At 26.5% G+C, this 25,733-nt stretch carries 23 protein-coding genes and 1 pseudogene; 4 read left to right on the top strand and 20 right to left on the bottom strand.

Features of this window, described 5'->3' with window-relative positions:
* Complete coding sequence (locus TY07_RS03720; RefSeq protein WP_042395515.1) at nucleotides 1-1,323, bottom strand: amidohydrolase family protein; 1,323 nt, start codon at nucleotides 1,321-1,323, stop codon at nucleotides 1-3.
* A 377-nt stretch (nucleotides 1,324-1,700) separates the two neighbouring features.
* Here TY07_RS03720 and TY07_RS03715 point away from each other — a divergent pair, with 377 nt between their 5' ends.
* Both TY07_RS03715 and TY07_RS03710 read left to right on the top strand, forming a co-directional pair.
* Nucleotides 1,701-2,795 (top strand): Mbeg1-like protein, encoded by a 1,095-nt coding sequence (locus TY07_RS03715; protein ID WP_042395512.1) that lies wholly within the window; start codon nucleotides 1,701-1,703, stop codon nucleotides 2,793-2,795.
* Nucleotides 2,796-2,948: 153 nt separating this feature from the next.
* Nucleotides 2,949-3,509, top strand: coding sequence for a hypothetical protein (locus TY07_RS03710; RefSeq protein WP_042395510.1), 561 nt, complete (start codon nucleotides 2,949-2,951; stop codon nucleotides 3,507-3,509).
* A 274-nt stretch (nucleotides 3,510-3,783) separates the two neighbouring features.
* Here the strand turns inward: TY07_RS03710 and TY07_RS17175 are convergent, their stop codons facing one another.
* The 3 genes from TY07_RS17175 to TY07_RS17170 form a co-directional block, all read right to left on the bottom strand.
* Entirely contained in the window at nucleotides 3,784-4,101 is a 318-nt protein-coding gene (locus TY07_RS17175) for a hypothetical protein (RefSeq protein WP_052330605.1), read from the bottom strand.
* 22 nt (nucleotides 4,102-4,123) lie between these two features.
* Nucleotides 4,124-4,828, bottom strand: a complete 705-nt coding sequence (locus TY07_RS03705; RefSeq protein ID WP_052330604.1) for an Rv1352/Rv1906c domain-containing protein — start codon at nucleotides 4,826-4,828, stop codon at nucleotides 4,124-4,126.
* Between the two features lie 110 nt (nucleotides 4,829-4,938).
* Nucleotides 4,939-6,381: a serine/threonine-protein kinase gene (locus TY07_RS17170; RefSeq protein WP_052330603.1), complete on the bottom strand. Its 1,443-nt coding sequence runs from the start codon at nucleotides 6,379-6,381 to the stop codon at nucleotides 4,939-4,941.
* Between the two features lie 102 nt (nucleotides 6,382-6,483).
* Here TY07_RS17170 and TY07_RS03690 point away from each other — a divergent pair, with 102 nt between their 5' ends.
* On the top strand, nucleotides 6,484-6,927 hold the full coding sequence (locus TY07_RS03690) for a helix-turn-helix domain-containing protein (RefSeq protein WP_042395507.1): 444 nt from the start codon (nucleotides 6,484-6,486) through the stop codon (nucleotides 6,925-6,927).
* Between the two features lie 108 nt (nucleotides 6,928-7,035).
* Here the strand turns inward: TY07_RS03690 and TY07_RS03685 are convergent, their stop codons facing one another.
* The 14 genes and pseudogenes from TY07_RS03685 to TY07_RS03615 all read right to left on the bottom strand — a co-directional run bounded on the left by TY07_RS03685 (nucleotide 7,036) and on the right by TY07_RS03615 (nucleotide 23,532).
* Nucleotides 7,036-8,115 carry a nucleotidyltransferase domain-containing protein gene (locus TY07_RS03685; RefSeq protein WP_042395504.1) on the bottom strand — a complete coding sequence of 360 codons (1,080 nt, stop codon included), beginning with the start codon at nucleotides 8,113-8,115 and terminating at the stop codon, nucleotides 7,036-7,038.
* A gap of 226 nt (nucleotides 8,116-8,341) precedes the next feature.
* Complete coding sequence (locus tag TY07_RS03680; protein ID WP_042395503.1) at nucleotides 8,342-9,082, bottom strand: TIGR03915 family putative DNA repair protein; 741 nt, start codon at nucleotides 9,080-9,082, stop codon at nucleotides 8,342-8,344.
* 14 nt (nucleotides 9,083-9,096) lie between these two features.
* Nucleotides 9,097-10,449 carry a putative DNA modification/repair radical SAM protein gene (locus tag TY07_RS03675; protein ID WP_042395500.1) on the bottom strand — a complete coding sequence of 451 codons (1,353 nt, stop codon included), beginning with the start codon at nucleotides 10,447-10,449 and terminating at the stop codon, nucleotides 9,097-9,099.
* 207 nt (nucleotides 10,450-10,656) lie between these two features.
* Nucleotides 10,657-12,795, bottom strand: a complete 2,139-nt coding sequence (locus tag TY07_RS03670) for a glycoside hydrolase family 3 C-terminal domain-containing protein (protein WP_042395497.1) — start codon at nucleotides 12,793-12,795, stop codon at nucleotides 10,657-10,659.
* A complete protein-coding gene (locus TY07_RS03665) occupies nucleotides 12,779-14,350 on the bottom strand; it encodes a response regulator transcription factor (protein ID WP_042395494.1) in 1,572 nt (523 codons plus the stop codon). The genes TY07_RS03670 and TY07_RS03665 overlap by 17 nt, the downstream gene beginning before the upstream one ends.
* Complete coding sequence (locus TY07_RS03660) at nucleotides 14,343-16,076, bottom strand: sensor histidine kinase (RefSeq protein ID WP_242833227.1); 1,734 nt, start codon at nucleotides 16,074-16,076, stop codon at nucleotides 14,343-14,345. Before TY07_RS03660 ends, TY07_RS03665 begins: the two co-directional genes overlap by 8 nt.
* A 103-nt stretch (nucleotides 16,077-16,179) precedes the next feature.
* Nucleotides 16,180-17,022, bottom strand: coding sequence for a carbohydrate ABC transporter permease (locus TY07_RS03655; RefSeq protein ID WP_042395489.1), 843 nt, complete (start codon nucleotides 17,020-17,022; stop codon nucleotides 16,180-16,182).
* Between the two features lie 3 nt (nucleotides 17,023-17,025).
* The gene (locus TY07_RS03650; protein ID WP_042395487.1) at nucleotides 17,026-17,928 is read right to left on the bottom strand and encodes a carbohydrate ABC transporter permease; all 903 of its coding nucleotides are present in this window, start codon (nucleotides 17,926-17,928) and stop codon (nucleotides 17,026-17,028) included.
* A gap of 77 nt (nucleotides 17,929-18,005) precedes the next feature.
* Nucleotides 18,006-19,325, bottom strand: a complete 1,320-nt coding sequence (locus TY07_RS03645) for an ABC transporter substrate-binding protein (protein ID WP_042395485.1) — start codon at nucleotides 19,323-19,325, stop codon at nucleotides 18,006-18,008.
* A gap of 271 nt (nucleotides 19,326-19,596) precedes the next feature.
* Nucleotides 19,597-20,442 carry a D-amino acid aminotransferase gene (locus TY07_RS03640; protein WP_042395482.1) on the bottom strand — a complete coding sequence of 282 codons (846 nt, stop codon included), beginning with the start codon at nucleotides 20,440-20,442 and terminating at the stop codon, nucleotides 19,597-19,599.
* Between the two features lie 50 nt (nucleotides 20,443-20,492).
* Nucleotides 20,493-21,122 (bottom strand): GNAT family N-acetyltransferase, encoded by a 630-nt coding sequence (locus TY07_RS03635; RefSeq protein ID WP_042395478.1) that lies wholly within the window; start codon nucleotides 21,120-21,122, stop codon nucleotides 20,493-20,495.
* A 257-nt stretch (nucleotides 21,123-21,379) separates the two neighbouring features.
* Nucleotides 21,380-21,667, bottom strand: coding sequence for a hypothetical protein (locus tag TY07_RS03630; protein ID WP_042395476.1), 288 nt, complete (start codon nucleotides 21,665-21,667; stop codon nucleotides 21,380-21,382).
* A gap of 448 nt (nucleotides 21,668-22,115) precedes the next feature.
* A pseudogene (locus TY07_RS03620) lies at nucleotides 22,116-22,608 on the bottom strand (N-acetyltransferase family protein).
* Nucleotides 22,609-22,653: 45 nt separating this feature from the next.
* On the bottom strand, nucleotides 22,654-23,532 hold the full coding sequence (locus TY07_RS03615; protein ID WP_042395468.1) for a LysR family transcriptional regulator: 879 nt from the start codon (nucleotides 23,530-23,532) through the stop codon (nucleotides 22,654-22,656).
* 334 nt (nucleotides 23,533-23,866) lie between these two features.
* On the opposite strand from TY07_RS03615, the gene TY07_RS03610 reads away from it, so the two are divergent.
* Nucleotides 23,867-24,688, top strand: a complete 822-nt coding sequence (locus tag TY07_RS03610; protein WP_042395466.1) for a nitroreductase family protein — start codon at nucleotides 23,867-23,869, stop codon at nucleotides 24,686-24,688.
* Between the two features lie 124 nt (nucleotides 24,689-24,812).
* Here the strand turns inward: TY07_RS03610 and TY07_RS03605 are convergent, their stop codons facing one another.
* Together TY07_RS03605 and TY07_RS03600 are read right to left on the bottom strand one after the other, a co-directional pair.
* Nucleotides 24,813-25,193 (bottom strand): VOC family protein, encoded by a 381-nt coding sequence (locus tag TY07_RS03605; RefSeq protein WP_042395464.1) that lies wholly within the window; start codon nucleotides 25,191-25,193, stop codon nucleotides 24,813-24,815.
* 87 nt (nucleotides 25,194-25,280) lie between these two features.
* A complete protein-coding gene (locus tag TY07_RS03600) occupies nucleotides 25,281-25,652 on the bottom strand; it encodes a MerR family transcriptional regulator (RefSeq protein WP_042395462.1) in 372 nt (123 codons plus the stop codon).
* Between the last annotated feature and the right edge of the window lie 81 nt (nucleotides 25,653-25,733).

Genomic DNA, 25,733 nt, shown 5'->3' with positions numbered 1-25,733 from the left:
CTATAACCTACTATTATTATCAAATAAGCTTATTTCATTTCTATTCACATAAGAGCCTTTACTTTCTAAAACCTTTCCCTTTTCAGCTATTAGCTTTCCTCTTAAAAATACCTTTTCAATTTTACCTTTCATACTTTTCCCATCATAAATACTTTCACTGTCATTTATAACTTCTTTTATATTTTCATCATAAATAACAATATCCGCATATGAGCCAACCATTAAACTTCCCTTTTGTGGATACAATCCATATGCTTTTGCTGGTCCATCTGTAAATTTGGAAATAATTTTTCTTCCAAACTCTGTATACATATTTTGAAAAGAATACTGTATTCCACCTATTCCCATGGCAATTTCACTTGTATATTTTTTATTTTTTAATTCCTTTGCAAATGGACAATGATCTGTACCAATTGTTGTAATAAAATCTATTTGTTCATATAATAATTTTCTTTCCTCTTCAGGCCTTAATGGTGGTGTCATAAGATATAAGTATCCCTCTTCACCCTTATATATCTCACTATTAAATAAATAATAATGTGGACAACTTTCTAAAATAATTTGTTTTGATTTTAATTCTTTAGAAAAACACTCCTTCAATCTCTTTACAGTAGTTCCACAGCTAACATGAACAATATATAATAGCCCTCCAGTTTCCCTTGCCATTTCTGCAAGCTTTAAAACTTCTGTTACTTCACTAACTACTGGTCTTGAAACTTCATGATCTTTGACTTTTACTTTTTTATCATCACTTACTAACTCATCATTTTCTGCATGAATAACAACCCTAACATTATACTTTTTTGATAGCTTTAATAAATAATATATGTATTTGTCATATGTTCTTCTATCTGTGTCAGCATATGTTGTAAATAACTTTATAGATGTAATCCCCTTTTCAATACCTGCTTTTATTATTTCTTCTGGAGAACTTTTAGGATTTGCAATAGTTGTATGAAAAGCATAATCACTTATACTCTTTTCTGCTAATTTCATTCTATTTTTATATGCTTCTTCAATTTCTTCTACACTTTTTATAGGATCTAAAAAATCAATATATGTTGTAACTCCTCCAAGCACCCCCTTAATTGAACCAGTATAAAAATCATCACTAGATATATTACTTCCTACCCCTAAACTAAAATGAACATGAGGATCAATAAAACCTGGAAGTACTAGCTTTCCAGAAGCATTTTCTTCTACTTTACACCCTAAATCTTCATTTGTAATATTAGTAATAACACCATTCTTTATATAAATATTACAATTGAAAAACCCTCCATTTAAATAAACTGTTCCATTTTTAATTCCTAAATCATACATAACTCTCTCCCACAAAATTCAATTGATTAATTTATAAATAAATATAAAAAAATTTTTATAATAAAAAAGACATAAAATAATTGTTTAAACTATTTTACGTCTTTAATAATTGATATATGATTATGTATTATTAGCTTTCTTTTCATATTGCTATAATACCATTAAAGCCTTTTATTATTTAATAAAAAATCCAACTACTTATTCATATATAGTTTCTAAATATAATTTTCTCCTTTATAAAAATTACAAATCTTAATTAATTTAATGTATCTTTCCTATTAATTTAGATAAAACAATATTAAGAATACTTTTTTATAAATTAATAATCTTTATTTTAAAAATATTAAATAATTATATTTTTATAATTGGAGTTTAAAATGGAAAATATTATAGATTATGCTAAAACCGAATTACATACAATGGATATAAAAGAATTTAATGATGTAGATTCATTAATCCTTTCTCAACTAAGTTACATAAAACTTGATGAATTAATAGGAACAATAGATAGTAATAGTGATTCAATACTTTTAAAAGATTTACTAAAAGCTGAGTTTTTTCCTAAAATGTTTAAGGATATTGCTTATGCAGAGCAAACTAAGGACTTGCTTTTTAATCTTTGCTCTAATCCTAGATTTAGAAATATAAAAATTAATTATCATATATCAAAAACTGATCCAATTTTTGAAAAACAATTTTCTGCAACAACATTTATTTTAAATGAAAATTTAGCTTATATAGCCTTTCGTGGTACAGATTATAGCATTGTTGGTTGGAAAGAAGACTTTAACATGGCATTTACTATTCCAGTTCCCTCTCAATTAGAAGGAGTTGGTTATATAAATAAAATTTCAAAACTAATTCCTCATGATTTTTATGTAGGCGGTCATTCTAAAGGTGGAAATATTGCTGTTTATGCTTCTATGCATTGTGATTTTGAAGCATCACCACGTATTAAAAAAATTTTTAGTCATGATGGTCCTGGTTTCCGAGAAGAAGTTATAAAAAGTGATGCTTTTATTAAGATACAAGATAAGATAAGTAAAACATTACCATATTCTTCGCTTATAGGAATGCTTCTAGAAAACCATGAAGATTATCATGTGATAAAAAGTAATAAAATTGGAGGCATAGGACAACATGATCCTTTTTCCTGGGAAATAAAGGACTCTGATTTTGTTTATTTAGAAAAGATTTCTCATGGTTCTAAATATACTTGTGATACGTTGCATCAATGGTTAAAAGATATTGATGATAAAAAGAGAAAATTATTTATTGATGGTTTATTTGATATTTTTACTTGTACTAAATCTGAAAGTTTTATTGAAATTTTTCATGATTGGAAAAAAAATCTTCCTCTTATATGGGATTCTGCAAAGCATGTAGATAAGGAAATTAAAACTATGATTTTTGAGTTATTTAAAGAACTTTCAACTTTCAATTTTAAAACCTTCAGTCATAACGATAAATAATCTCCTACATTAAATTTATCCTTAAATATTATGTGATTTATTGGTTAATTATTTTCATATTTAATTCATATTCATCCATAAACTTCATGTATTAAAATTTGAATTAAACACAAAACAATATTAATAAAAGTATTTTATTTTAAGGAGGTTATTATGTGTACACACAAAAGCAAAAAAATATCTGAAGTAATAAATAAAAGTGATGAAGATCTTAACTTACATGAAATAAAGGCTAAAACTGGTGCTGGTAATGGACTTAGTTCTACTAATACAACACCATCAGAAATGATAGATAACAATAATCCAACACATAAAAGTCATAAGATAAATGAGGTTTTTAATGAGCATGGAAGTGATTTAAACTTACATGAAATTAAAGCTAAAACTGGTGCTGGAAGTGGTCATAAATATACTACTATTCCATCTAATGATAATGTATCAAAAGTCCAACATAAAAGTCATAATATCTATGATGTAGTAACAAAAATCGAAGGAAAAGCTAATATACATAAAATAAAAGCACAAACTGGTGCTGGTAATGGCTATAAAGATCATAGTAAAAGTGCTGTAAATAATTCAAATAATACTACCTCTAATGAATCAATGACTCATAAAAGCCACAGAATTCATGCATTATTCCATAACTCCGATAGAAAATTTAATCTTCATGAAATTAAAGCTATAACTGGTGCGGGAAGTGGTTATAAACATTAATATTTAGTTGCTAACAAACCTTAATATTATAAAGTGAAATTATAAAATTTCACTTTATAATATTAATTATTACTAAAAATCAGCTGACTTTATACAATTTAAACAAACTTATTTACATACTTCTAATTTATTTTCTAATTTTAAATTCCATAACTAATCCCCATAGATAAACTTATTGTTTATCTATGGGGATTATAAATATTTTTCATATTATATTTCTATCTGTTTATATTTATCTGCATATCTATATTTATATTTAAATTCGCCAATCTATTTAAACCTCTTTATAAGCAAAAATAAATCTAACTCCTTCTAAATAAATAAATTCTATATCAGCTTTAATAATACACACACTTTTCTTTCTCTTCTTAGTTTTAACTTCGTTATATCTTCTTAATGCATCAATTTCATAATCAAAAATTCCATAGACTTCTTCAGTCTCCTGTCCCTTATCAGATATAACCATATACTTCCCATATTCAAACTCTGAACCTTTTTCCTCTGGACTCATTTCATTTAATTCTTTCTCAAATTTATCAAAAACTTTTTCTAAAATTTCTGCAATATTTTCTTTCTCTCCATCATAACTCATCAATTTTTCCTCTACTTCCAAACTAATTTATATTAATTTCAGCTCCAGATAATTTTAGATATTGTCCATCTTGTACTGTTATATAAGAATCTTCCATTAAATTATCATTAGTTATAATTGAATCAAGAACTCCTCTACTATCACTAGACACTTCAATATATCCCATACCAATATTTGAATTAACAGTTACCTTATACTCTCCAGCTGGTATATCTTTCCCTACAATATACTTTCCATCTTTATATATTCCATCACTTGGTACTACTGATGGCGCATCTGCAACTGCATAAGCTTCACCACTTCTAAGTTTTAGATATTCCCCATCATAAACTGTTATATAAGTATGACCTGATACATTATCATTTGAAATAATACTATCTAATGCTCCTGTTGAATCTGAAGCAACTTCTATATATCCCATTCCTTTTGCAAAAAATATATATTCTCCTGCTGGTAAATCTACACCTATTTTATAAGTTCCAGCTTTAATTTTAGTATTCTTCTTTTCTTCCTTAGTTGTATTACTTTCTTCATTTGCAGTATCTATGCTTACTTCTTGTGCTGTATCAGCGCTTTCTTCTTGAACTACAATACCTTGATTACTATTATTGCTAGAATCAGTAGTCTTATCACTTTCTCCTCCTGATGTGATTGCACCGACTATAATAACAGCAAGTATCCATACCCACCATTTTTTCCATATTGGTTTTTTAACTTTTTTCTCCATAAAAATAACCTCCAAAAAATAAATAATAATATTAACTTCACTTGATAATATTATTTTAATTACTTTTTGAAGGCCTTTGTTATGCTGTCAGCATACATTTTAATATTTTTTTAAATTAATTCTGTGATAATTCCATATATCATAAAAATAACAATATTATATATAATAACACCTGCTATCACTCTATTTTTCACATTACTTCTAGTCAAAGGTAATTTACTTTTTATATTTTTATAATTTCCATTAAATAAAGTAAATGATAATAATAAAGCTACAACAAATATATCTTCTAAAATTAATGTAATATCACCACTTCCCCAATTGCAAAAGAATCCAAAAGCTAAAAATAAGTACCATAAACTTGCTCCCAATATCATAAAAGGATTCCTAGCCCCACATCCTGGTAAATCTTTTATTTCAGATATTATATTAATTTTTTTATGTTTTTTTCCCTTATTTAAATTTGAATTTAAATTTTCTTCTTTATCTATTTTATTTAAATTAAGCTTTTCTTTTTCATCTGCTTTATTTAAATTAACTTTCTTCTTTCCACCAAATTTATTTAAGTTCAATTTCTCTTTTTCATTTGATTTCTTAAAATTATTGTATACTTTCTCCTTATTTGAAAATAAATTTTCATTATTTGAAGCTTCCTTTTCTTTTATTTTTGGAACTCCCTTTTTAGTTTTTTCATTTGTATATTTATTTTCATTTAAAGAAATTGATACTCTTTCCTCTTCTTCTTGTTTATACTTATCTTTTATAAATTCTGGCTCAGAGTTTTCAGATTTAATAACTGTTTCTTTATACTCTTCTTGTCCTTTATAGTATAAAACATTTTCTAAAGCTTTTTTTAATTCTTTTACATTAGAATACCTATTATCTGGTGAAATGTTTGTACACTTTTTAATTATTCCTTTTAATTTTCCCTCATTTAGCTCTTCTTTTATATGCTTTCCTGTAGTTAATACATTCAGCATTACCCCAACTGAATAAATATCACTTCTACAATCTGTTTGTTCAAAACCAAACTGCTCTGGTGGCGCATACCCCTTAGTTCCTAATATATGCGTATCCATATTTCTTTCTTCTTTATATACTCTTGAAACATCAAAATCTATAAGCTTTAATATTCCATTATTATCTATTATTATATTAGAAGGCTTTATATCTCTATGTATAACTGCTGGATTTAAATTATGTAAAACATCTAAAATCGAGCATAAATTAATCATATATTTTATTGCTTTTGTTTCTTCTAATGGTCCTTCATTGTCTAATATAGCTTGTAATGTTTGTCCATTAATAAACTCTTCAATTACTATTAATGAATCTTCACATTTAAATACTTCATATACTCTAGCCATGTAGAAATTTTCTATATTCATTATTTGTTTATATACGTCAATATTATAATTTTTTAACTCCTTTTTTATATAGATTCTTCCATCTACTTCACTTCTAACTAAATATACATTACTTTTTGCTGAATTATTAAGTTCTGTAAGCTCACTGTACTTTGATTCTATTTCATCAAAGCTAACATTTTCCATACTCCTCTACCCCTTAGTTATTTGATTTTTAGCAAGTTTTATTTTATCATTATTATATGAATTACTCAATTTTGAGTATAAAAATAATAATGGAGAATAATAATGTTAGATAATAATACTACTGAACTTGATAATATAATTAATAATATTAATTCTGAAAGTGAGCTTGATAATTTTATTAAAAATACACTTTCACCAATTCCTAAATTAACATTTTCTAAGTATTTAGATAGTTTAAGAATTTCTAAAAAAATAAAAAAGAGTGAACTTATTGCTAATGCTGATATTCATAGAAATTATGGCTATCAAATACTAAATGGAACAAAAAACCCAAGTAGAGATAATGTATTAAAACTCTGCCTTGCTTGCAAGTTATCTATTGATGAATCTAACAGATGCCTTACCCTTGCAGGATTTAATAAGCTATATTCTAAAAATGCTCGTGATGGCTTAATAATTTATTTTATAAATAATGGCTACTCTGTTATTGATGCAAATTTAAAATTAGCTGAGTTAGAGTTAGAGCTTTTAGGCAATGTTGAGTAAAAATCCTTTTGATATTATATAAATTAGCCCCAGAAGCAAACTAAACTAATTAGTAGTTCACGTCTAGGGCTAATCTATTTATCCATATCAAATATATAATCCATTTTATTAAGACTGTAAATAATTTTCTTCAAACTCATCTAAATCATTATATTTTACAACATCGATATTTAACCTATTATAATTTTCTTTATATTCTTCCATAGCTTCATCAAAACATTTTGCTGCTTCCTTTAAATTATTATCTTTTAACTTTTTCATAATATCAACCTTTTTAATATTATATTCATTATACATATCATCATAAAATTCCTGACAACTTGCAGCAGTGTTCAAAGATAAATAAGTATCATTTATATCAGCAGCATGATACATCTTATTTTTCCAATTAGAGTAAATTTCTTCATAAGATCCCTTAATATCATTTTCTGTTATTGTTTTTTTAGTAGTAACCTTAGCTCTCATAACACTTGAAAAATCTTTCATAGATTTCATTAATCTTGTTGATATATTCTTCATTTCTTCAATATTTTCTGATTCAATAAGCTTCTTATATAATTCAATAAACCCTTCTGGTAAATTTTCCATTTTTGATATTTCTTCAGGAATTCTCTTTACACCTGTATTTATATATTTTTTATTATATATATAAATAGCTTGTTCAATATTATAAAGCATTCCTGCTACCTTATATCTACATTCTCCATACTCACTACTAAGCATTATATTAGCATATTCCTTAATTCCTTCTTCAAGAAGCTTTTCAGCATTTTCATTATCCTTTATAGAAAATTTTTCTTTTAATCTTTTTATAGCCTTTAACTTTAACTCATCATATCTTATTAAGAACTTTTTCTCTTTAATATATAAAACATTTAAATCTAAAAGCTTTGTAATATAAGGGTTTTTATATTCAGCCATATCTTCAAGTACATCCCATGGTGTACAATAAATATCAAAAGCAACATCATCTAAAATAAAACATGAAGAAAGTTTCCATCCTTCATCATCATTTATGACAATACATAAATCTAAATCTGACTTGTCATGTATATCTCCAGTATAAAATGAACCATAAACCCCTATTAATGCAATGGATTCTGGACAAATACTATTTGCCTTCTTTATAACTGCATTAATTATTCTCTCATTTCTTTTCTCTAACTTCTTTTTTATAGACCCATCCATTAATTCTCACCTTTTCCCATTTTTCTGGACCTTTAATGTCCAAAAATTTTATTTAACTTTCCCCCAATGCTACTTTACCTCTTCATATTTTTTATTATTTGCTACATGATTCATTTCTCTATCCCCTCTACCATTATTTACAATTTAATTATCTTTTTAACTTTAAACAAAGTCAACATCTTTATGTAAACATTTAATTTTTTATATACTAAAAAGGAGTTACTATTTACTGTAACTCCGTTAAATGCTTCCAATACCTTCTTGGCATATGCTGATTTCTACATTTATGATTTTTACGTTCTTCAATATTTACAGAATTATAAAAAGTCCTCCATAAATTTTCAAAATCACTATCATCAATTTTATTACTTAACTTTTCTCCCTGTTCTTTAGTTAAGTCTGTAATAATTGCTTCTTTTGTGTTATAAACTATTGCCTTTTCTCTTTTTAAATCATGTATTATAAAATTTTGATCAGAAAACCTGTTAGTAAAATGCCTTAATATTATAGGTAATATATTATGATCTGGCTCAATAACTGAATAATAACTTAAAGGACCTATTTCCTTAAATCTTACAAAACCAGTAAAACTATGTGCTTCTCCACTTACTCTTTTGCAATATTTATCTACTAAAATTATTGTTTCATTATTTTTAGCTAAGTTAATATCTATTCCATACTTGTAACATAATCTTAAATAATCTAATGCAAGATTTTCTGATCCTTGTATATCACTAAGGTATAAGTAATATATATTTCTTAAAACATTATTATTAAGCTTTTCAGACATACTTTTATAAACTCTCTCAAACTTATCAATTTCTGTATTTATATCTATTACTTCATCTATTAAATTTGGAATATATTCTTTTGATTTTACAATAATGCAACTATCCTTGCAGCTATAAGCATAAAAAATAGATGTTAAAAAACCTTCAAAGCTTCCATCATATAAATATGAATTCAATATATTATCACCTCTTATAACTCCCCACTTATTGACGTATCTTTATCATTTAATAATAAAACTTTCTTTTCAGTAGAATAGCTGCCATTATCCTCTAAAATAATATTTCCTATATCCTTATTAAAAAATGATATTTGCTCAACATCTTCATCAATAATATTTAAATCAAATTTAGGTTTTAATGCACTTCGTATCTTAACATCATCAAAAGCAACAGCTCCAAAATACTTTCCTTTGCAAGTAACAAAATATTGTGCTCTTTTTATTACTATTCCTAGTTTTTTTAAGTCTATAAAATCTAAAGAATTTATTCTTCTAGCACTAATAATTTTTCTTGCTCCCCTTATTCCTATTCCTGGTACTCTAATTAACATTTCATATGATGCTATATTCACTTCCACTGGAAATTTATCTATATTATTTAAAGCCCATGTAGTTTTAGGATCAAAATTAATATCAAAATTAGGATTCTTTTCATCTAATAATTCATTGGCCTTGAATCCATATACCCTTAAAAGCCAATCCCCTTGATACAATCTATGTTCTCTAAGTGTTGGTGGATTTTTAATTTCTGGTAAGTTTCCACCATTATTAACTGGTACATAAGCTGAATAATAAACTCTTTTTAAATCAAATTTATTATAAAGATTTTCTGTTAAATTTAATATATTTAAGTCATTTTCCTTTGTTGCACCAACAATAAGCTGTGTACTTTGTCCTCCTGGTACAAATATTGGTGATGATTTATACCTTTTACGTTCATCTTTATTAGAGATTATGTTATTTTTTATTAAACTCATTGGCTTAAATATTTCTTCTTTTTTCTTTTCTGGAGCTAAAAGCTTTAATGAATTTGATGATGGTAATTCAATATTTACACTCATTCTATCAACATATGAACCTGCTTTTTTAATAAGTTCCTCATCAGCACCTGGAATTGCCTTTAAGTGAATATATCCTCTAAAATTATATTCTACCCTAAGTTTTTCAACTACTGTAGTAAGTAACTCCATAGTAAAGTTAGGACTATTAATTATTGCCGAACTTAAAAATAATCCTTCTATGTAATTGCGTCTATAAAAATTCATAGTTAAATTTATTATTTCCTCAGCTGTAAAAGAAGCTCTTTCCACATCATTAGATTTTCTGTTTATACAATAAGCACAATCATATATGCAACAATTACTTAATAATATTTTAAGTAAAGATATGCAACGTCCATCTGGAGTAAAACTATGACAAATCCCACTTGATGAAACTGAACCTATTGCACCCTTTTTTGAACTTCTATTAGAGCCTGAAGATGAACAAGACACGTCATATTTAGCAGCACCACTTAAAATTCTTAGCTTTTCATTAATATCCATTTTAATCACCAGCTTTATTAATAATCTATAGATATATTATAGAGCAACCAAACTCAAAGAACAAGTGTTCTTATGTTATATATATATTTACTCTATATGGAGCTTAATCATTTAACACTCTTACATATTAAAAAAGCAGCTGCATAAATTATGCAACCGCTTTAACTATATACTTCTACATAGTAATTTTCATAGCTAAGAACCATCTTAATTTACTATGCTGTTATTTATACTTATTTCATATTCAAGAGGAGTTATCTTTAATAATTCTATACTTCTACTATCTGGTTGCGAAATACCAACATATAACTTAAATTTATTACTATTAATATATCTGTTACCATTATTATCCACAATTTCAAATGCTTTTTTATCAATCTTTAATTCAACAGTTTTAATTTCATTTATCTTTAAAGAAACACGTTTAAATGCAGCTAAACTATGATTCTTAACAGCATATATTGATTCTAAATCTTTAATATAACATTGTACAACTTCTTCAATGTCATAATTTCCGATATTCTTTATATCTACCGTTACTGAAATATCATCTAAATTATCATTTATATTGTCAACCTTTAAATTACTAAGCTCTACATTAGAATAAGTTAAACCATATCCAAAAGAATATAAACTTTCTTCATTCATATACCTATAAGTCCTATTATTCATTGAATAATCTTCAAATGGTGGTAATTTATCTATCCCTTTATAAAATGTAATTGGTAACTTTCCAGTTGGTGAACAATTTCCAAATAAAATATCAGCCACAGCTTTTCCACCATGACTACCTGGATACCAAGCATTTAAAATTGCATCACACTTTTCATCTACTCCATTTAATGTTAATGCACTTCCTGTTCCTAAAACTACAACAATAGGTGTTCCAGTTTCTATTACAGCCTCTAATAACTCTTGTTGCTTTCCTGGTAAATTCAAATTGACCTTATCACCAGCAGCTTGACTATTACCTGTATCTCCTTGCTCACCTTCAATAGTTGAATCTAACCCTAAACATAATATAGCAACATCTGCTCTCTTAGCTATAGACACAGCTTCAGATATTCTATCATTAGGTAATGCTAATGATTCAACTCTATCTTTATATATATGACATCCTTCTGAGTAATATACTCTAACATCTTCACCAACCTCATCATGTATACCTTCTAATATAGTTGTATACTTAGATGCTGTACCATAATAATTTCCACTAAGCATTATTTTACTATCTGCATTAGGTCCTATAACCGCAATAGATTTAAGTTTTGACTTGTCTATAGGTAATATTCCATTATTTCTTAATAAAACTATTGATTTTCTTGCTGCTTCTAATGATAAGTTATTATGCTTCTTACAATCATTATCTTCATAAGGTATTTCATCATACTCACAATCATCATCAAACATACCTAATCTTATTCTTGTAGCAATTAATCTTTCTGTAGCTCTTGTAATATCTTCTTCACTTACAAGCCCTTCCTTATAGGCAAGCATCATTTGTAAATATACATTACCACAATTTAAATCACATCCATTTTTTATTGCAAGTGCTGCTGATTGTGTTGCTGTACTTGTTACTCTATGATTCATATGAAAATCTGCAATTGCCCAACAATCTGAAACAACATGTCCTTTAAAATTCCATTTTCCTCTTAATATATCTACTAGTAATGCTTTACTACCACAACAAGGTTCTCCATTAGTTCTATTATAGGCTCCCATAACAGATTCTACATCTGCTTCTTTTACACAAGCTTCAAAAGCAGGCAAATATGTTTCATATAAATCCTTATCATTTACCACTGCATTAAATTCATGTCTCAACCCTTCTGGCCCACTATGAACTGCAAAGTGTTTTGCACATGCTGCAAGCTTTAGATACTTTCCATCACCTTGCAACCCTTTAACAAATGAAACTCCTAATCTTGAAGTTAAATATGGGTCTTCCCCATAAGTTTCTTGACCTCTTCCCCACCTTGGATCTCTAAATATATTTACGTTAGGTGACCAAAAAGTTAATCCTTTATAAATATCTCTATCATCACTTTTAGAATATTCATTATACTTTGCACGCCCTTCTGTTGAAATAGCCTTTGCTACTTGTCCTAAAAAATCATCATCAAATATGGCCGCAAGTCCAATTGCTTGTGGAAATATAGTTGCAGTACCTGCTCTTGCAACCCCATGTAATGCTTCATTCCACCAGTTATATCTAGGTATATTTAACCTTTCATTTGCTGCTGCATTATATGTCAATTGCTCTGCCTTTTCTTTCAATGTCATTTGTTCTACTAATTTTTTTGCTCTTTTTAAAGCATCCTCATGACTAATTCTTTTTCTCATAACTCTCCCCATCCATTTCTCTAAATTCTTTTGGTGTAAAACCTGTTTGCTTTTTAAATGTTAATGAAAAATAATTTGAATCTTTATACCCTACTATTTCTGCAACTTTTCCAGTCTTCATTGACGTTGTCTTAAATAAATACTTAGCCTTTTCTATTTTTTTTCTTATTATATAATTATTACATCCTTCTCCTGTTGAGTTTTTAAATAATCTTGAAAAGTATGTTGGATTAACATAAAGCATTTCTGCAATACTATAAACCGATATGCTTTTATCTAAATTATTCTTTATATACTTTTTTGCCTTAATTATAATATCTTTGTTTTCTTTATCATCTATTCCATATAACTGTATTATAAAATCTCTTGTAATTTTAATCGTACTTTCTTTATCAGTTCCATGAATTGATATAGCTAAAGAATTAATCTTATCATTATTCATATTATCAAATTCATTTATATAAGAAAAATATACTGTTGTTGCAATATCAAAACATGATTTTCTAATTAAATATATAGATAAATTATATGACTCTATAAGTTTACTAAATCTATCATATATGTTTATTAAATTATCTAATTTATTAATATTTTCACTTATAGATTTCTTTAGATAATATAAGCTTTCATTATATTTTTTTATTTCCTGTTCACTTTCTAAACTATTTACATTATTAACATTAGATTGTGCTTTATTAATTAGCATAATTCCATCGTTATATGATATATTAGCCTTGCTTATATCATCAACACTGCTACCCCAAATCACCCTTTGATTTATGTTATATTCATCCTTTAAATACTGAATTAAAAATTTAATATTTTCTTCAAATTTATCATTATTAGTTGCAAACAATAAAATAATTATATTCCTATCCCTATCCTCAAATGTTATTCCCTTATTGTCACAATCAACAACTTCAATACAAGCCTTCTTTACAGATAAATTTAAGAGTTTGTAATGATTTTTCCATGACAAATTATCATCTAAAATATGCTTTAATATTACAACTTTAAATTTGTTGTAATTGTCCAATTTATATTCTTTTTTTATACTATTAATAGCTTCTTCTGAATTTATGTCATAAATTATATTTTGCATTAACTGATCTAATTTTAACTGTTGCTCTGTTCCTTCAACTCTAACAATTTTTCTATGTTTTTCAATTTTATCCCTTTCACTATCTAAATCTTTAACTATTTTTTTAATGACACTAGTTAGTTCCTCTTCATCAACTGGCTTTAATAAGAAATCATTTACATTCATTTTGCAACATTTTTGCGCATATTCAAAATTATCAAAACCTGTTAATACTATTATTTTCAATTCTGGATTAATCTCATTTACTTCTTTAACTAAAGTTAATCCATCCATTTCAGGCATACAAATATCCGTAATCATTATATTAAACTTGATATTCTGCATTTTTTCAAAAGCTTCTTTTGCCGATGATGCTATGTGAACTTCATCTATCCCTAATGATGCCCATTGTATTACATTTTTTATACCTTTTCTAATCATCTCTTCATCATCTACAATAATTGCTTTATACATTCTTATTCACTCTCCTTGGCAGTGAAATATCAACAGTTGTTTGTCCCTTTTCATTCTTGCGATAAAACAAGCCATATTCTCTTCCAAATGCCATTTCGATTCTTTTATTTACATTTCTAAGCCCATATCCACTACTCTCATCAAAAATTGAAATTGAATTATTAATTGTATCTATTTCTTCTTGATTCATTCCAACTCCTGTATCACTTAAAGATACTATTATTTTATTTTCATCAGCAATGGCACTTAAATATATTTCACCTTTCAATCCATTTTTAATTTTAATACCATGATAAATAGAATTTTCGACTAGTGGCTGTAATGTCATTTTAGGTATTAATACATCATAATATTCTTTATGGATATTTACATTTAATTTAACAATATCGCTATATCTCATATTTTGAATAATTAAATAATTATTTATAAGTTTAATCTCTTCGTCAATAGAAATTAGAAGTTTTCCAGAACTTAATGAAACTCTATAAAATCTTGCTAGGGCTTTTACCATATTTGATGCATTTTTACTCCCATCCGCTAATGCTTGCCAATGAATACATTCCAATGTATTATACAAAAAATGTGGTTTTATTTGTGATTGTAATCTATTTAATTCAATTTGCTTAATTTGATTTTCTTCATTTTTAACTCTATCCATAAGCAAATTTATTTCTTCAATCATTACATTAAATCCACGTGTTATTTGCTTAAAATCAGTACCTTCGTATTTATTTTCAATTCTTATTTCAAGATTTCCCTTTGCTACTTCATCCATTGATTTTACAACTACATCTATTGGTTCATAAAGCTTATTATTTAACTTATATAATATTAATAATACTATAAATCCAACTAATCCCATTATCAAAATAATAAATATTAAAGTTATATAAGTATCTCTTATTAAAAATATCTTTGGTATTTCATTAACTATATACCAATTCCATCCTTGTATTTTTTGATATACAATTATATTTTTACCTCTTTTTATTTCTCCCTTATCACCATCTAATTTAGAATATAAATCACTGCTATTACCTATCATTGATTTATCTTTATGAGAAATAATAATACCATTATTATCTATAATATATTGTTTATAATCATCTTCACCTCCTATACTTGTATAAAAATCATTAAATAAATCTACTCCTATTCCAATTACTAAAAAACCGATATATTCTTTTTGAAAGTACTTGTTACTTATCGGTGTATAAAGATTAATAACGTTTTTATTTTTATTAAAAATTTTTCTATCAAAGCTAATTTTAAAATTATATAAATTCATTTCTTGAGCATTATAATAATTTTCTAAAATTTTTTCTCTAAAATCATTGTTTGTCCAAGTTTCTCCAACATAAATTAATTGAGAATCATTTAATTTAACTAATGAGATATAATCAATATAATTATCAGAATCTAATGAATATCTAACTAAATTATATGCTTCATTTGTTATTTTTAAATAATTAACATCAGAGTTATTATCATACATTAGATAATCCTTTACCCTTTGATCATAACCTATCAATAATGAAGTTTCTGCAAAATCATCTAATTTATTTACCAATAAATTGTTAACCATTTCAAATTGACCTTTAATTAATTCAGTAGATTTATTAGTGATTTCCTTTCCTGCCAATATAGAAATAACAATCATCATACATATATTTACTGATAAACTAATTAAAACTACCGCTAATATTATTTTTTTATTTAATTTCATTGAATGTATTCTTTTAATAATATTTTTTAACCGCTTAAGCATAATTCATAAACCTTTCATTTAATATTAAATGTATACTTTAAAATACTTGGACATATTTTTCTTATCCTTTTACTGCTCCTGCCATCATACCCTTAATTAACTTATCTTGCCCTATTGCAAATGCTACTAACATTGGTAACATTGATATTGTCAATACTGCCATTATCATTGGTACATTCATTGTATATTGACCTTGATATTCCCATAATGCCAAAGGTAATGTTCTATTTTTAGTAGATTGTGTTAATACAAGTGCAAAACTAAATTCATTCCATATTGCTACACCATTATATATAGCTAATGTCACTAAACCAGGTTTAGATAATGGCAACATTACATTATAAAATATTCGATATTTATTACATCCATCTATTTCAGCCGCCTCTTCTAGTTCTTTAGGTATGTTACTCATAAATGTTACTAATATAAATACAGATATCGGCAAATTAAATGCTACATATGGCCCAATTAATGCCCATATTTTATCGTACATACCTGTTTTTATTGCCATCATAAATATTGGTAATAATGTTACATGAATAGGAACTGACATACACGCTACTATTATACCATATATTGGCTTATTTAATTTAAATTTAAATCTTGACAATGGATATGCTGCACATGCACTTAATGCCAATAAAATTACCAATGAAACCACCAGTACAATAATACTATTCTTAAAATAGTTATAAATATTTCCTTGGAATACTTCTATAAAGTTACCTAAATAAAATTTCTTTGGTAAATCAAATACACCGCCCATCATTAACTCAAATTGTTCTTTAAGTGCAGCAAACAACATAAACATAAATGGAACAAATGTAATTATAAGCCAAATAACTGCTAGAATTCCAACGATAACACTAATAAGTCTACTTTTCTTTGAAACCTGTTTTCTCATAAATTACTCATCTCCATTTCTATTTAATATTTTCATTGTAACTAGTGAAATTACTGTTATTAAAATAAACATTCCACAGGCTATTGTTGATCCATACCCCATCCTTTGTGATGAAAATGCAGTTTTATACATATATGTGGCCATTAACTCTGATGAAGTACCTGGTCCACCACCAGTCATTACATAAATTAAATCAAAATATTTTAAAGATCCAACCATAGAAAGTATAATTGCACTCTTAATAGATGGCTTCATCATAGGAAGTGCAACTTTCCAAAAATATTGTCCCTTTGTAGCTCCATCTATTATTGCCGCTTCATATACATCAGATGGTAAACTACTATAAGCTGCTAAAAAATAAACCATATAAAAAGGAATGAATTGCCAGCATATTGCAACAGATATTGTAATAAGTGCAGTTTTTGGATTTCCTAATAAATCAATAGCAGGTCCACCAAATAATTTTGAAACCCCTGAAATTATTCCTGAGTTTGCATCTAAAGCATATTTGAATAAGTATCCAATTGCTACTGATGACATTAGCATTGGTATAAACCATATTATCTTAAATATGTTTGCTTTTTTTCCTTTAAAATCTAAAAATGTAGCAAGTGCCATTCCTATAGGCAATTGAATTATGATAGATAAAATCATAATAATTATGTTATTTGAAAACGATTTTCTAAAGGTAGAATCCATTAATAATTCTCTCCAATTGTCAAGAGCTATAAATACTTTACCAGCTGATATTCCATTCCAACTATAAAAACTAGTCTTGAATGAATAAAATATCGGATATGCTATATAAACAATTAAAAAAAGTAATGCAGGTAATAAAAAAATAATTGAAGCATTTCTTATTGATTTTTCTCTTTTCTTTTTTAAACTTCCTTTACCGACTTCCATTTTATTTCCTCCCTCAAATTATTATGGGTAAAACATATCTATCTGCTTTACCCATAACAGTTAATTTTTCTTTATCACTACTTATTCTTCGCTATATATGATTCCATTGCACTTTGCAACTCTTTATTTGCTTCTTCTGGAGTCATAGTCAATCCAAAGATTTCTTGAGAAGTGGATTTGTGTACCTCAGCAACTTCTGCAGGTAAAGATTGATCATACCATAATTGAACACCTGTAGCTTCATTTACTGTATCTAATATTTTTTGAGTTAAATCATCTTTAGCCTCAAAACTTTTTAAAGGTATAATTTTTCCATACTCTTCACGTTCTTTTAACGCTTCATCATCTAATAAACTTTGAATTAATTTAAATGCACCTTCTTTATCTTTACAACTTTCAGAAATTGAATATAAGTTATCACCAATGGTTCCAATACATAAACTTTGATCTTCAGTAGAGTCTTCTAGCTCTGGGAATGGGAAAAAACCAAGCTTGTCCATAAAATCTGGATTTTCACCTATTACTGTTCCACTAAACCAAGATCCCATTAAATCCATTGCTGCTTCTCCCTTATATAACAATTGTCTTGCTTGTCCACTATCATCATCCATTCCATTAAAACCTTCATTAAAATATCCAGCTTTAACCCATTCTTGAATTTTATTTCCTGCATATTCAAATGCTTCATTTTCAAATGACCCATCTCCTAAAACTGCTTCTTCAAATGGAGAAAGCCCACCATAACGTGTTGCTAAATACATAAAGTACATTGATCCGGTCCACTTAGTTGAATTAGCTAACGCAAATGGTGCAACACCTTCTGATTTTAACTTTTCACATATAGCTTCTAAATCACTAATTGTCTTAGGTTCTTCTAAACCATACTTTTCAAAAACCTCTTTATTGTAGAAGAATCCTGCAACGGATACATTTTCAACAGGAACAGCATATATTTTTCCATTATAAGTACATTGTTGTATACCTGCATCTATAAATTTATCTTTATAATTATCTTTCTCCATAAATTCAGTAATATCTGCACATTGACCTGCATCAACATAAGTAGCTAAATTAGCTCCTCCCCATTGCACATACACATCTGGTGTTTGATTTGAACTCATTGCTAATGATAATTTTTGTTTATACGAATCATTAGTCATATCTACAACTTCAACTTCATATTGTGGATTTTCTTCCATAAACCTTTCTGCTGATCCGTGTAAAATATCTATAGCTTTACCTGTTTGGATATGCCATAATGTAAGTTTTGTCTTTTCACCTGTTGAAACTGAATCTGAACTTGTTGAAGTTGAATCATTGCTACACCCTACAAATACACTTGAAACCATTGCCATTGATAATAAAATAGCTGATACCCTTTTTAATACTTTACTCATATAAAACTCCCCCTATCTATATAACGTTTACAAGAACCATTTGTTCACCTAAACCTTATCTATGTATTAATTCTATCATCATATTTTCATAATAAATATAGAATATTCTTACTTTTTTCTATACTATTTTGACTTATATATATTATTTTTTTATTTCAACCTTATTTATAAAATAAACTTATTATAAAAATCTCAAATTAAATAACTCCAATAAAAAATGCTTAGATAAATATATTTCTACATTATCTAAGCTCTGATTATTTTTTTAATTTTACAAACTTGTTTCTAAATCAACCTTTTTATAATATTCATCTTGAAGTAATTTAACTATATTAGGGGCTTTTCCCCCAACCTTTATTCCATCGATTTCACAAGCAGGTACTATTAATTTACTTGAACTAGTTACTAATACCTCATCTGCTTCCATCATTTCCTTTACTATAAATGCTGTTTCATCAACCTTAATATTATTATTCTTACAAATTTCAATTATATGTTTTCTTGAAATACCAGGCAAAATATAATTATCAGTTGGGTGAGTTTTAAATACACCATCTTTTATTATATGAACATTACTATGTGATGCTTCAGTTACTATATCTCCTCTATGAAAAACCGCTTCATCACATCCAGCTTCATCTGCTTTTTGAGAAGCCATAACATTTGGAATTAAATTCAATGTTTTTATATTACAATGTAAAAATCTAGTATCTTCAACAGTAATAAGCTTAAGCTTTTTTTCATAATCCTTAACTTCACCAAATGGAGTTATTGTTATATAAAGATTGCCCTTTATTTCTTTATTATATATATGCTTTCTAGGTGCTGTCCCCCTTGTTACTTGCCAATATATAAACTTTACTTTTGAATCAACCTTACTATTTAATTCTTCCAATATATTAATTATTTCTGTTCTAGTAAAAGGTAAATTAATATCTAATAATGATACACTGCTATATAATCTGTCCAAATGATCATCTAATGCAAATATTTTATTACCTATCGAAAATGTAGCTTCATAAATCCCATCTCCAAAATAAATTCCTCTATCAAGCATTGGTATTTTTACTTCTTCTATTAATCCATATTCCCCATTATAATATCCTATATTTTTCATGTATTACCCCTCTTTTAAAACCTCTATTGCTTATTTATAACCATCCGTTTTTATAAATCAGTATCTCTTGGCTCCCTTTTTTCTTTCTTTGGAAATTCTAATTCGAATTTCTCTAACTCCTCATCAGTAACATTAAATAAAGAATCAAAATTATAAACTCCACTATGCTTTGATAAATAACCTTTTTCTAATTCCATTGCCATAAAAAATTCTGCCTTATCCTCTACAGACATTCCTGGCAAAGTAACTCCATACTTATATGCCCCTTCAAATCCTAATGGATTATAAAACTTATCATTTCCAGTAATAAGAACTGCCTTATACCCTAGTTCTTTTGCCCTATTTATTGATATTTCAATTATCTTCTTCCCTATACCTCTTTTTTGATATTCAGGATGTACACTAATTGGTCCAAAGGCAATTACATCATTAAGCATTTCACCCTTCTCATTAAACATCTTTGTATAAACAATATTAGCTATAATTTTCTTATCTACTACAAAAACATAATCTAAATCACTAATAAATGATTTTGCATTTCTCAATTTATGCAATACTAAATGTTCACTACATCCTGGTCGATATACATCCCAAAATGCTTCTCTTGTTAGATTTTCTACTTCTCTATAATCATCTTTTTGCTCTAATCTTACTACTAATTGCTCTAACCTAATTTCCATAACTGCTCTCCTTTTATTTTAACTCACAATAGATTGATTTAAATATTAATCTATCCCTTCTAGAGGTACTTTTGTATCATTTAATTAATATAAGTTAACCTATTATAAAAAATTGTTTTTTACATTATACATTATTTTCATATAACATTAAACATTCTAACTAAAATGGTACTTTAGTATAAATTTATAGATACATTCAAAAGGAAAAACTAAATATCACTATACTACATTGCTAGCATTTAAATTTTTATTAATACCTATTTCGAGAATATTGCAAATCCATATGATACTATCCAACTTGTCCCTATTATAAGTACAACTAGTAATAATAATACACTTTTATTTTCAGGATTAGATTTTTTTAAGTTCTTTCTTTGCTCTCTTACTATTAGGAAATTTATAATCATCCCACATAAAATTACAATAAGAAATAAAATTCTAACATAAGACATTGATATTCTATCAGCATATCCTAAAATATTAATTATTGTACTACACACCATTAATACTAATTCTATTGCACTAATAACTTTTAATGATTTCAAAATAACCCCTCCCTTTTTACTCCTTATCTTTGTTTTGATATATTTTTTTATGTTGAATATAAGCATTTATAAAAGATAAAATAACTACAACTATGTCTAATAAAATCAAAGCAAATGTCCTTTTACTAAAAATATTTATTATACAAGTTATAAAAAAAAGCACCCCAGAAATTATCCACAAATTCCTAGTTAATTTGTAATTCATAATATATACCCCCATAATATAATTCACTTAATAAATGATATAGATATTCTTATAAATAATTATACATTAATATTTTGTAAAAATATTACTTAATTCAAATTTATACCAACTAAATTTACCCTTACCTATTTATAAAAATAACTGTAAAACTTAAAGTTTCACAGTTACTATTTTTTCTTTATTATTTATATAAATACTTTATATTATTTAGTATTGATACCTTTTATCCATAACATCTCCTTTTTATAATTCTCTATAATATGGACAAATATCTTCATAATGTCCATCCTCCATTAAGAATCCCTCCGGTATAACCCCCAATTGTTTAAATCCTAAACGTTCATATAAATTTCTTGCATGTATATTACTTGCCACTACCGCATTAAATCGAATTATTCTAAAGCCATATTTTTTTCCTTGTTCTAAAGAATCAATTACAAGTTTTTCACCAATATGTAGGCCCCTACAGTCTTTTTTTTACAGCATAACTTGAATTACATATATGACCACATCTTCCTACATTATTAGGATGTAAAATATATAATCCTAACACTTCTGACTTTTCTTCATCAATTGCAATTGCCGTATATGTTTATTCATCAAAAAAATTCTTTGCTGAATTCAATGATAAAGTCTCCATCTGAGGAAATGCTATTCCTGTTTCAACTACTTCATTCCATATTTTAATCATTTCCTCTAAGTATTTTTCTTCATATTTTCTAACAATTATATTCATTATATTTTTTCTCTTTCTTCTTTATATTTACTAATGTAATACCTTTTATTTCAAATCTTTAATTACATACTTTTTAAACTCTTCTATAGTTTTCGAGTAATATGAATTTCTATTCCATCCCATATAAATATTCTTACGTCCAATATAATCCTTTATTTTTATAATAGATAGCTTATTAGTATTTATCATTGGTGTATTTAAAATTATTGCAATTCCTGCTCCTGCAGCAACTAAACTTGCAAGCATAGTTGCTTCTGTTGGCTCAACTGCTATTTTAGGTGTATATCCTATAAGTTCTGAATAAGATATTTTTTTCTCATTATTCCTATCATTATAAGCTATAAAATACTCATCTTTTAACTCTTTCAGCTCAACTTCCTCCCTATTTGCTAAATGATGATTTTTAGGTACTATTAAAACATACTCCTCTTTCTTAACTAATATTGTTTCTATTTCTGAATACTTATCAATCTTTTCAATACTATCAAAAAACCCCAAATCTACTCTTTCATACTTTAAATCTTTAAAAATTTCTTCTGTACTTTGATTATTAAAATTAAATCTTGTTTGAATATGTGAATTTATAAAATTACTTATTAAAAATGGAATAAATGTCGCTCCTATACAATAAGTTGATGCTATTGAAATAATATTACCATTATTTGTTTTCATATCATGTATTTTCTCTATGCCTTTTTCAATATCATTTAATGCTGATTCTGCATATTTTAAAAATACTTCTCCATATTTAGTTATTTTTATATTACGACCTTCTCTTTCAAATAGTTGTACATCTAATTCTTCTTCTAATTTTGAAATTGCTTTACTTAAAGCAGGCTGAGTTATTGATAATATATTTGATGCTGTAGTAAAATTCTTTGTTTGTGAAATCACTTTAAAATATTGTAATTGTTGTAAATTCATTTTTATATCTCCTACTGATTTTTATCTAATTTGTTAAAGGAATATAACTTAAATTTATAATACTCTTAATTCCATTAATATAACTACTACATATTGTGTAAATTAATCTAAAACTTTATTTTAATTTATATATATATCCTTAACTTCAAAACAAATCTATAACTTTTAGTTATACATTTATGAATATATTGAATTAGACCTACTCTAATAAATAGTGCTATAATATCAATATTGATTCATTACTTTTTATTAACTAATGGATTAATTATAAATTTTATGAATATAAAAGTCAAAAAATACTAACTATAAAAATATAAAAGAGGAGTGTGTTTATATGTTTAAAGTAGATAGAGAAAAATGTATCGCTTGTAGACAATGTATTCAAGATTGTCCTACACGTGTTATTTCATTAAAAGATGGTAAAGCTGATATAAATAATGAAGGTTGTATAAAATGTGCTCACTGTGTTGCAGTCTGTCCTGTAGATGCTGTTTCAACTGATGATTATAATATGTCTGAAGTAAAACCTTATAATAAAGAAACTTTCACTGTAGAAGCTGAAAATCTTTTAAACTTTATTAAATTTAGAAGAAGTGTTAGACGATTTAAAAATATTCCAGTAGAAAAGGAAAAACTAAAACAAATTATTGAAGCTGGAAGGTTCACTCAAACCTCTACTAATAGCCAAGATGTTTCTTATACTGTAGTTACAGATAAATTACATGAACTTAGAGAATTAGCTTATGAAAGCTTAAAGAAAAAAGGAGAATATATATTAGCTAACTTAACTCCTGAAACTGAGCATTTAAAAAGATATGCAAATATGTGGATTCATAGTTATAATCAATTCAAAGAAGATCCTTTAAAAAATGATAGAATATTTTTTAATGCACCATCAGTAATATTTGTTACTACTCCAAATCCTATTAATGGTGGATTAGCTTCTTCTAATATGGAGCTTATGACAGATGCTTTAGGACTTGGTACTTTCTTTAGTGGATTTTTATTAATTGCATCTAAAGACAATAAAGAAATTTTAGATTTACTTGGAATTAAGGATGGTAATACAATAGTTTCTTGCTTAGTTATTGGATATCCAGATGTTAGATATAAGAGAACTGTTCCTAGAAAAGAAGCTAATGTAAATTGGATTTAAAAACTTCGCCATATTAATATTAACGTTTTTATATATAAAAAGCATCATATTTAGTTTATGATGCTTTTTACATATACTTTTATTTCATATTAATTTAAACCTTTTATATTAAAATTAATATTATTTACTTATCTTCTCTAACTAAATAATCATTTCCATCCATATCTTTAAATTTAAACATACTTCCATATGGCATTTTCATAATTTCCCCAACTTCTACTTCATTTGTTTTCATTTCATTATAAGTAGATTCAATATCATCAGTACTTAAAATTATATTTGGATGACCTACATTTGCTTGTGGATTTTGAACTAACATTAAGTTCTTTTCATATATTACAAAAGTAGTAAATGAATCTTCACTTGGTCCAACTTCTAACCATTTCATATTTGGCCCCATTGGTTGTTCAAGTTTTACAACAAAATTCATTTTCTTAGTCCAAAACTCTTTAGCTTCTTCTTGATTATTTACGTATATTGTTATTTTTCCAATTTTATTTATCATTTGATTTCCTCCAGATTTTTGTATAAGTTAAACTATACTCTAATATTTATGTTTTAACCAGTAATTAATTTACAATACATTTTACTTTTACCATGAAAGCTTTCCTGTTTTTACTGCATCTTCATATATTGAAATTTTATAATTAAGTCTATCTAAAGTTTCATCTATTTTCTTTTTTTGTTCTAAAAGTGATTGTCTTTGTTCTAATAATAACTGCAATCTTGCTGGTATTGTTGAATCTCCCTCTTGATATAATCTTACATATTCAATCATTGCTTCAACTGGAAGCCCTGCACTTCTCATACATTTAGCAAGGCCAACCCATCCTAAATCACTATCTTGATAATCTCTAATACCACTTGCTGTACGAGTTACTGGTGGAATCATTCCTACTCTCTCATAATATCTTAATGTATCTGCTGAAATATCGTATTTTTTACTAACCTCTGCAATTGTCATACTACTAACCTCAACTTCCTTTTAAGTATTTAATTAACTTTATCTATTTCCCTATAAAATATTATATTTCATTTTTCTTAA

Source organism: Clostridium saudiense (assembly GCF_000577815.1).
GTDB lineage: Bacteria > Bacillota > Clostridia > Clostridiales > Clostridiaceae > Clostridium > Clostridium saudiense.
The sequence above is the reverse complement of the archived record's forward strand: the minus strand, read 5'-3'. Positions and strand labels throughout refer to the sequence as shown.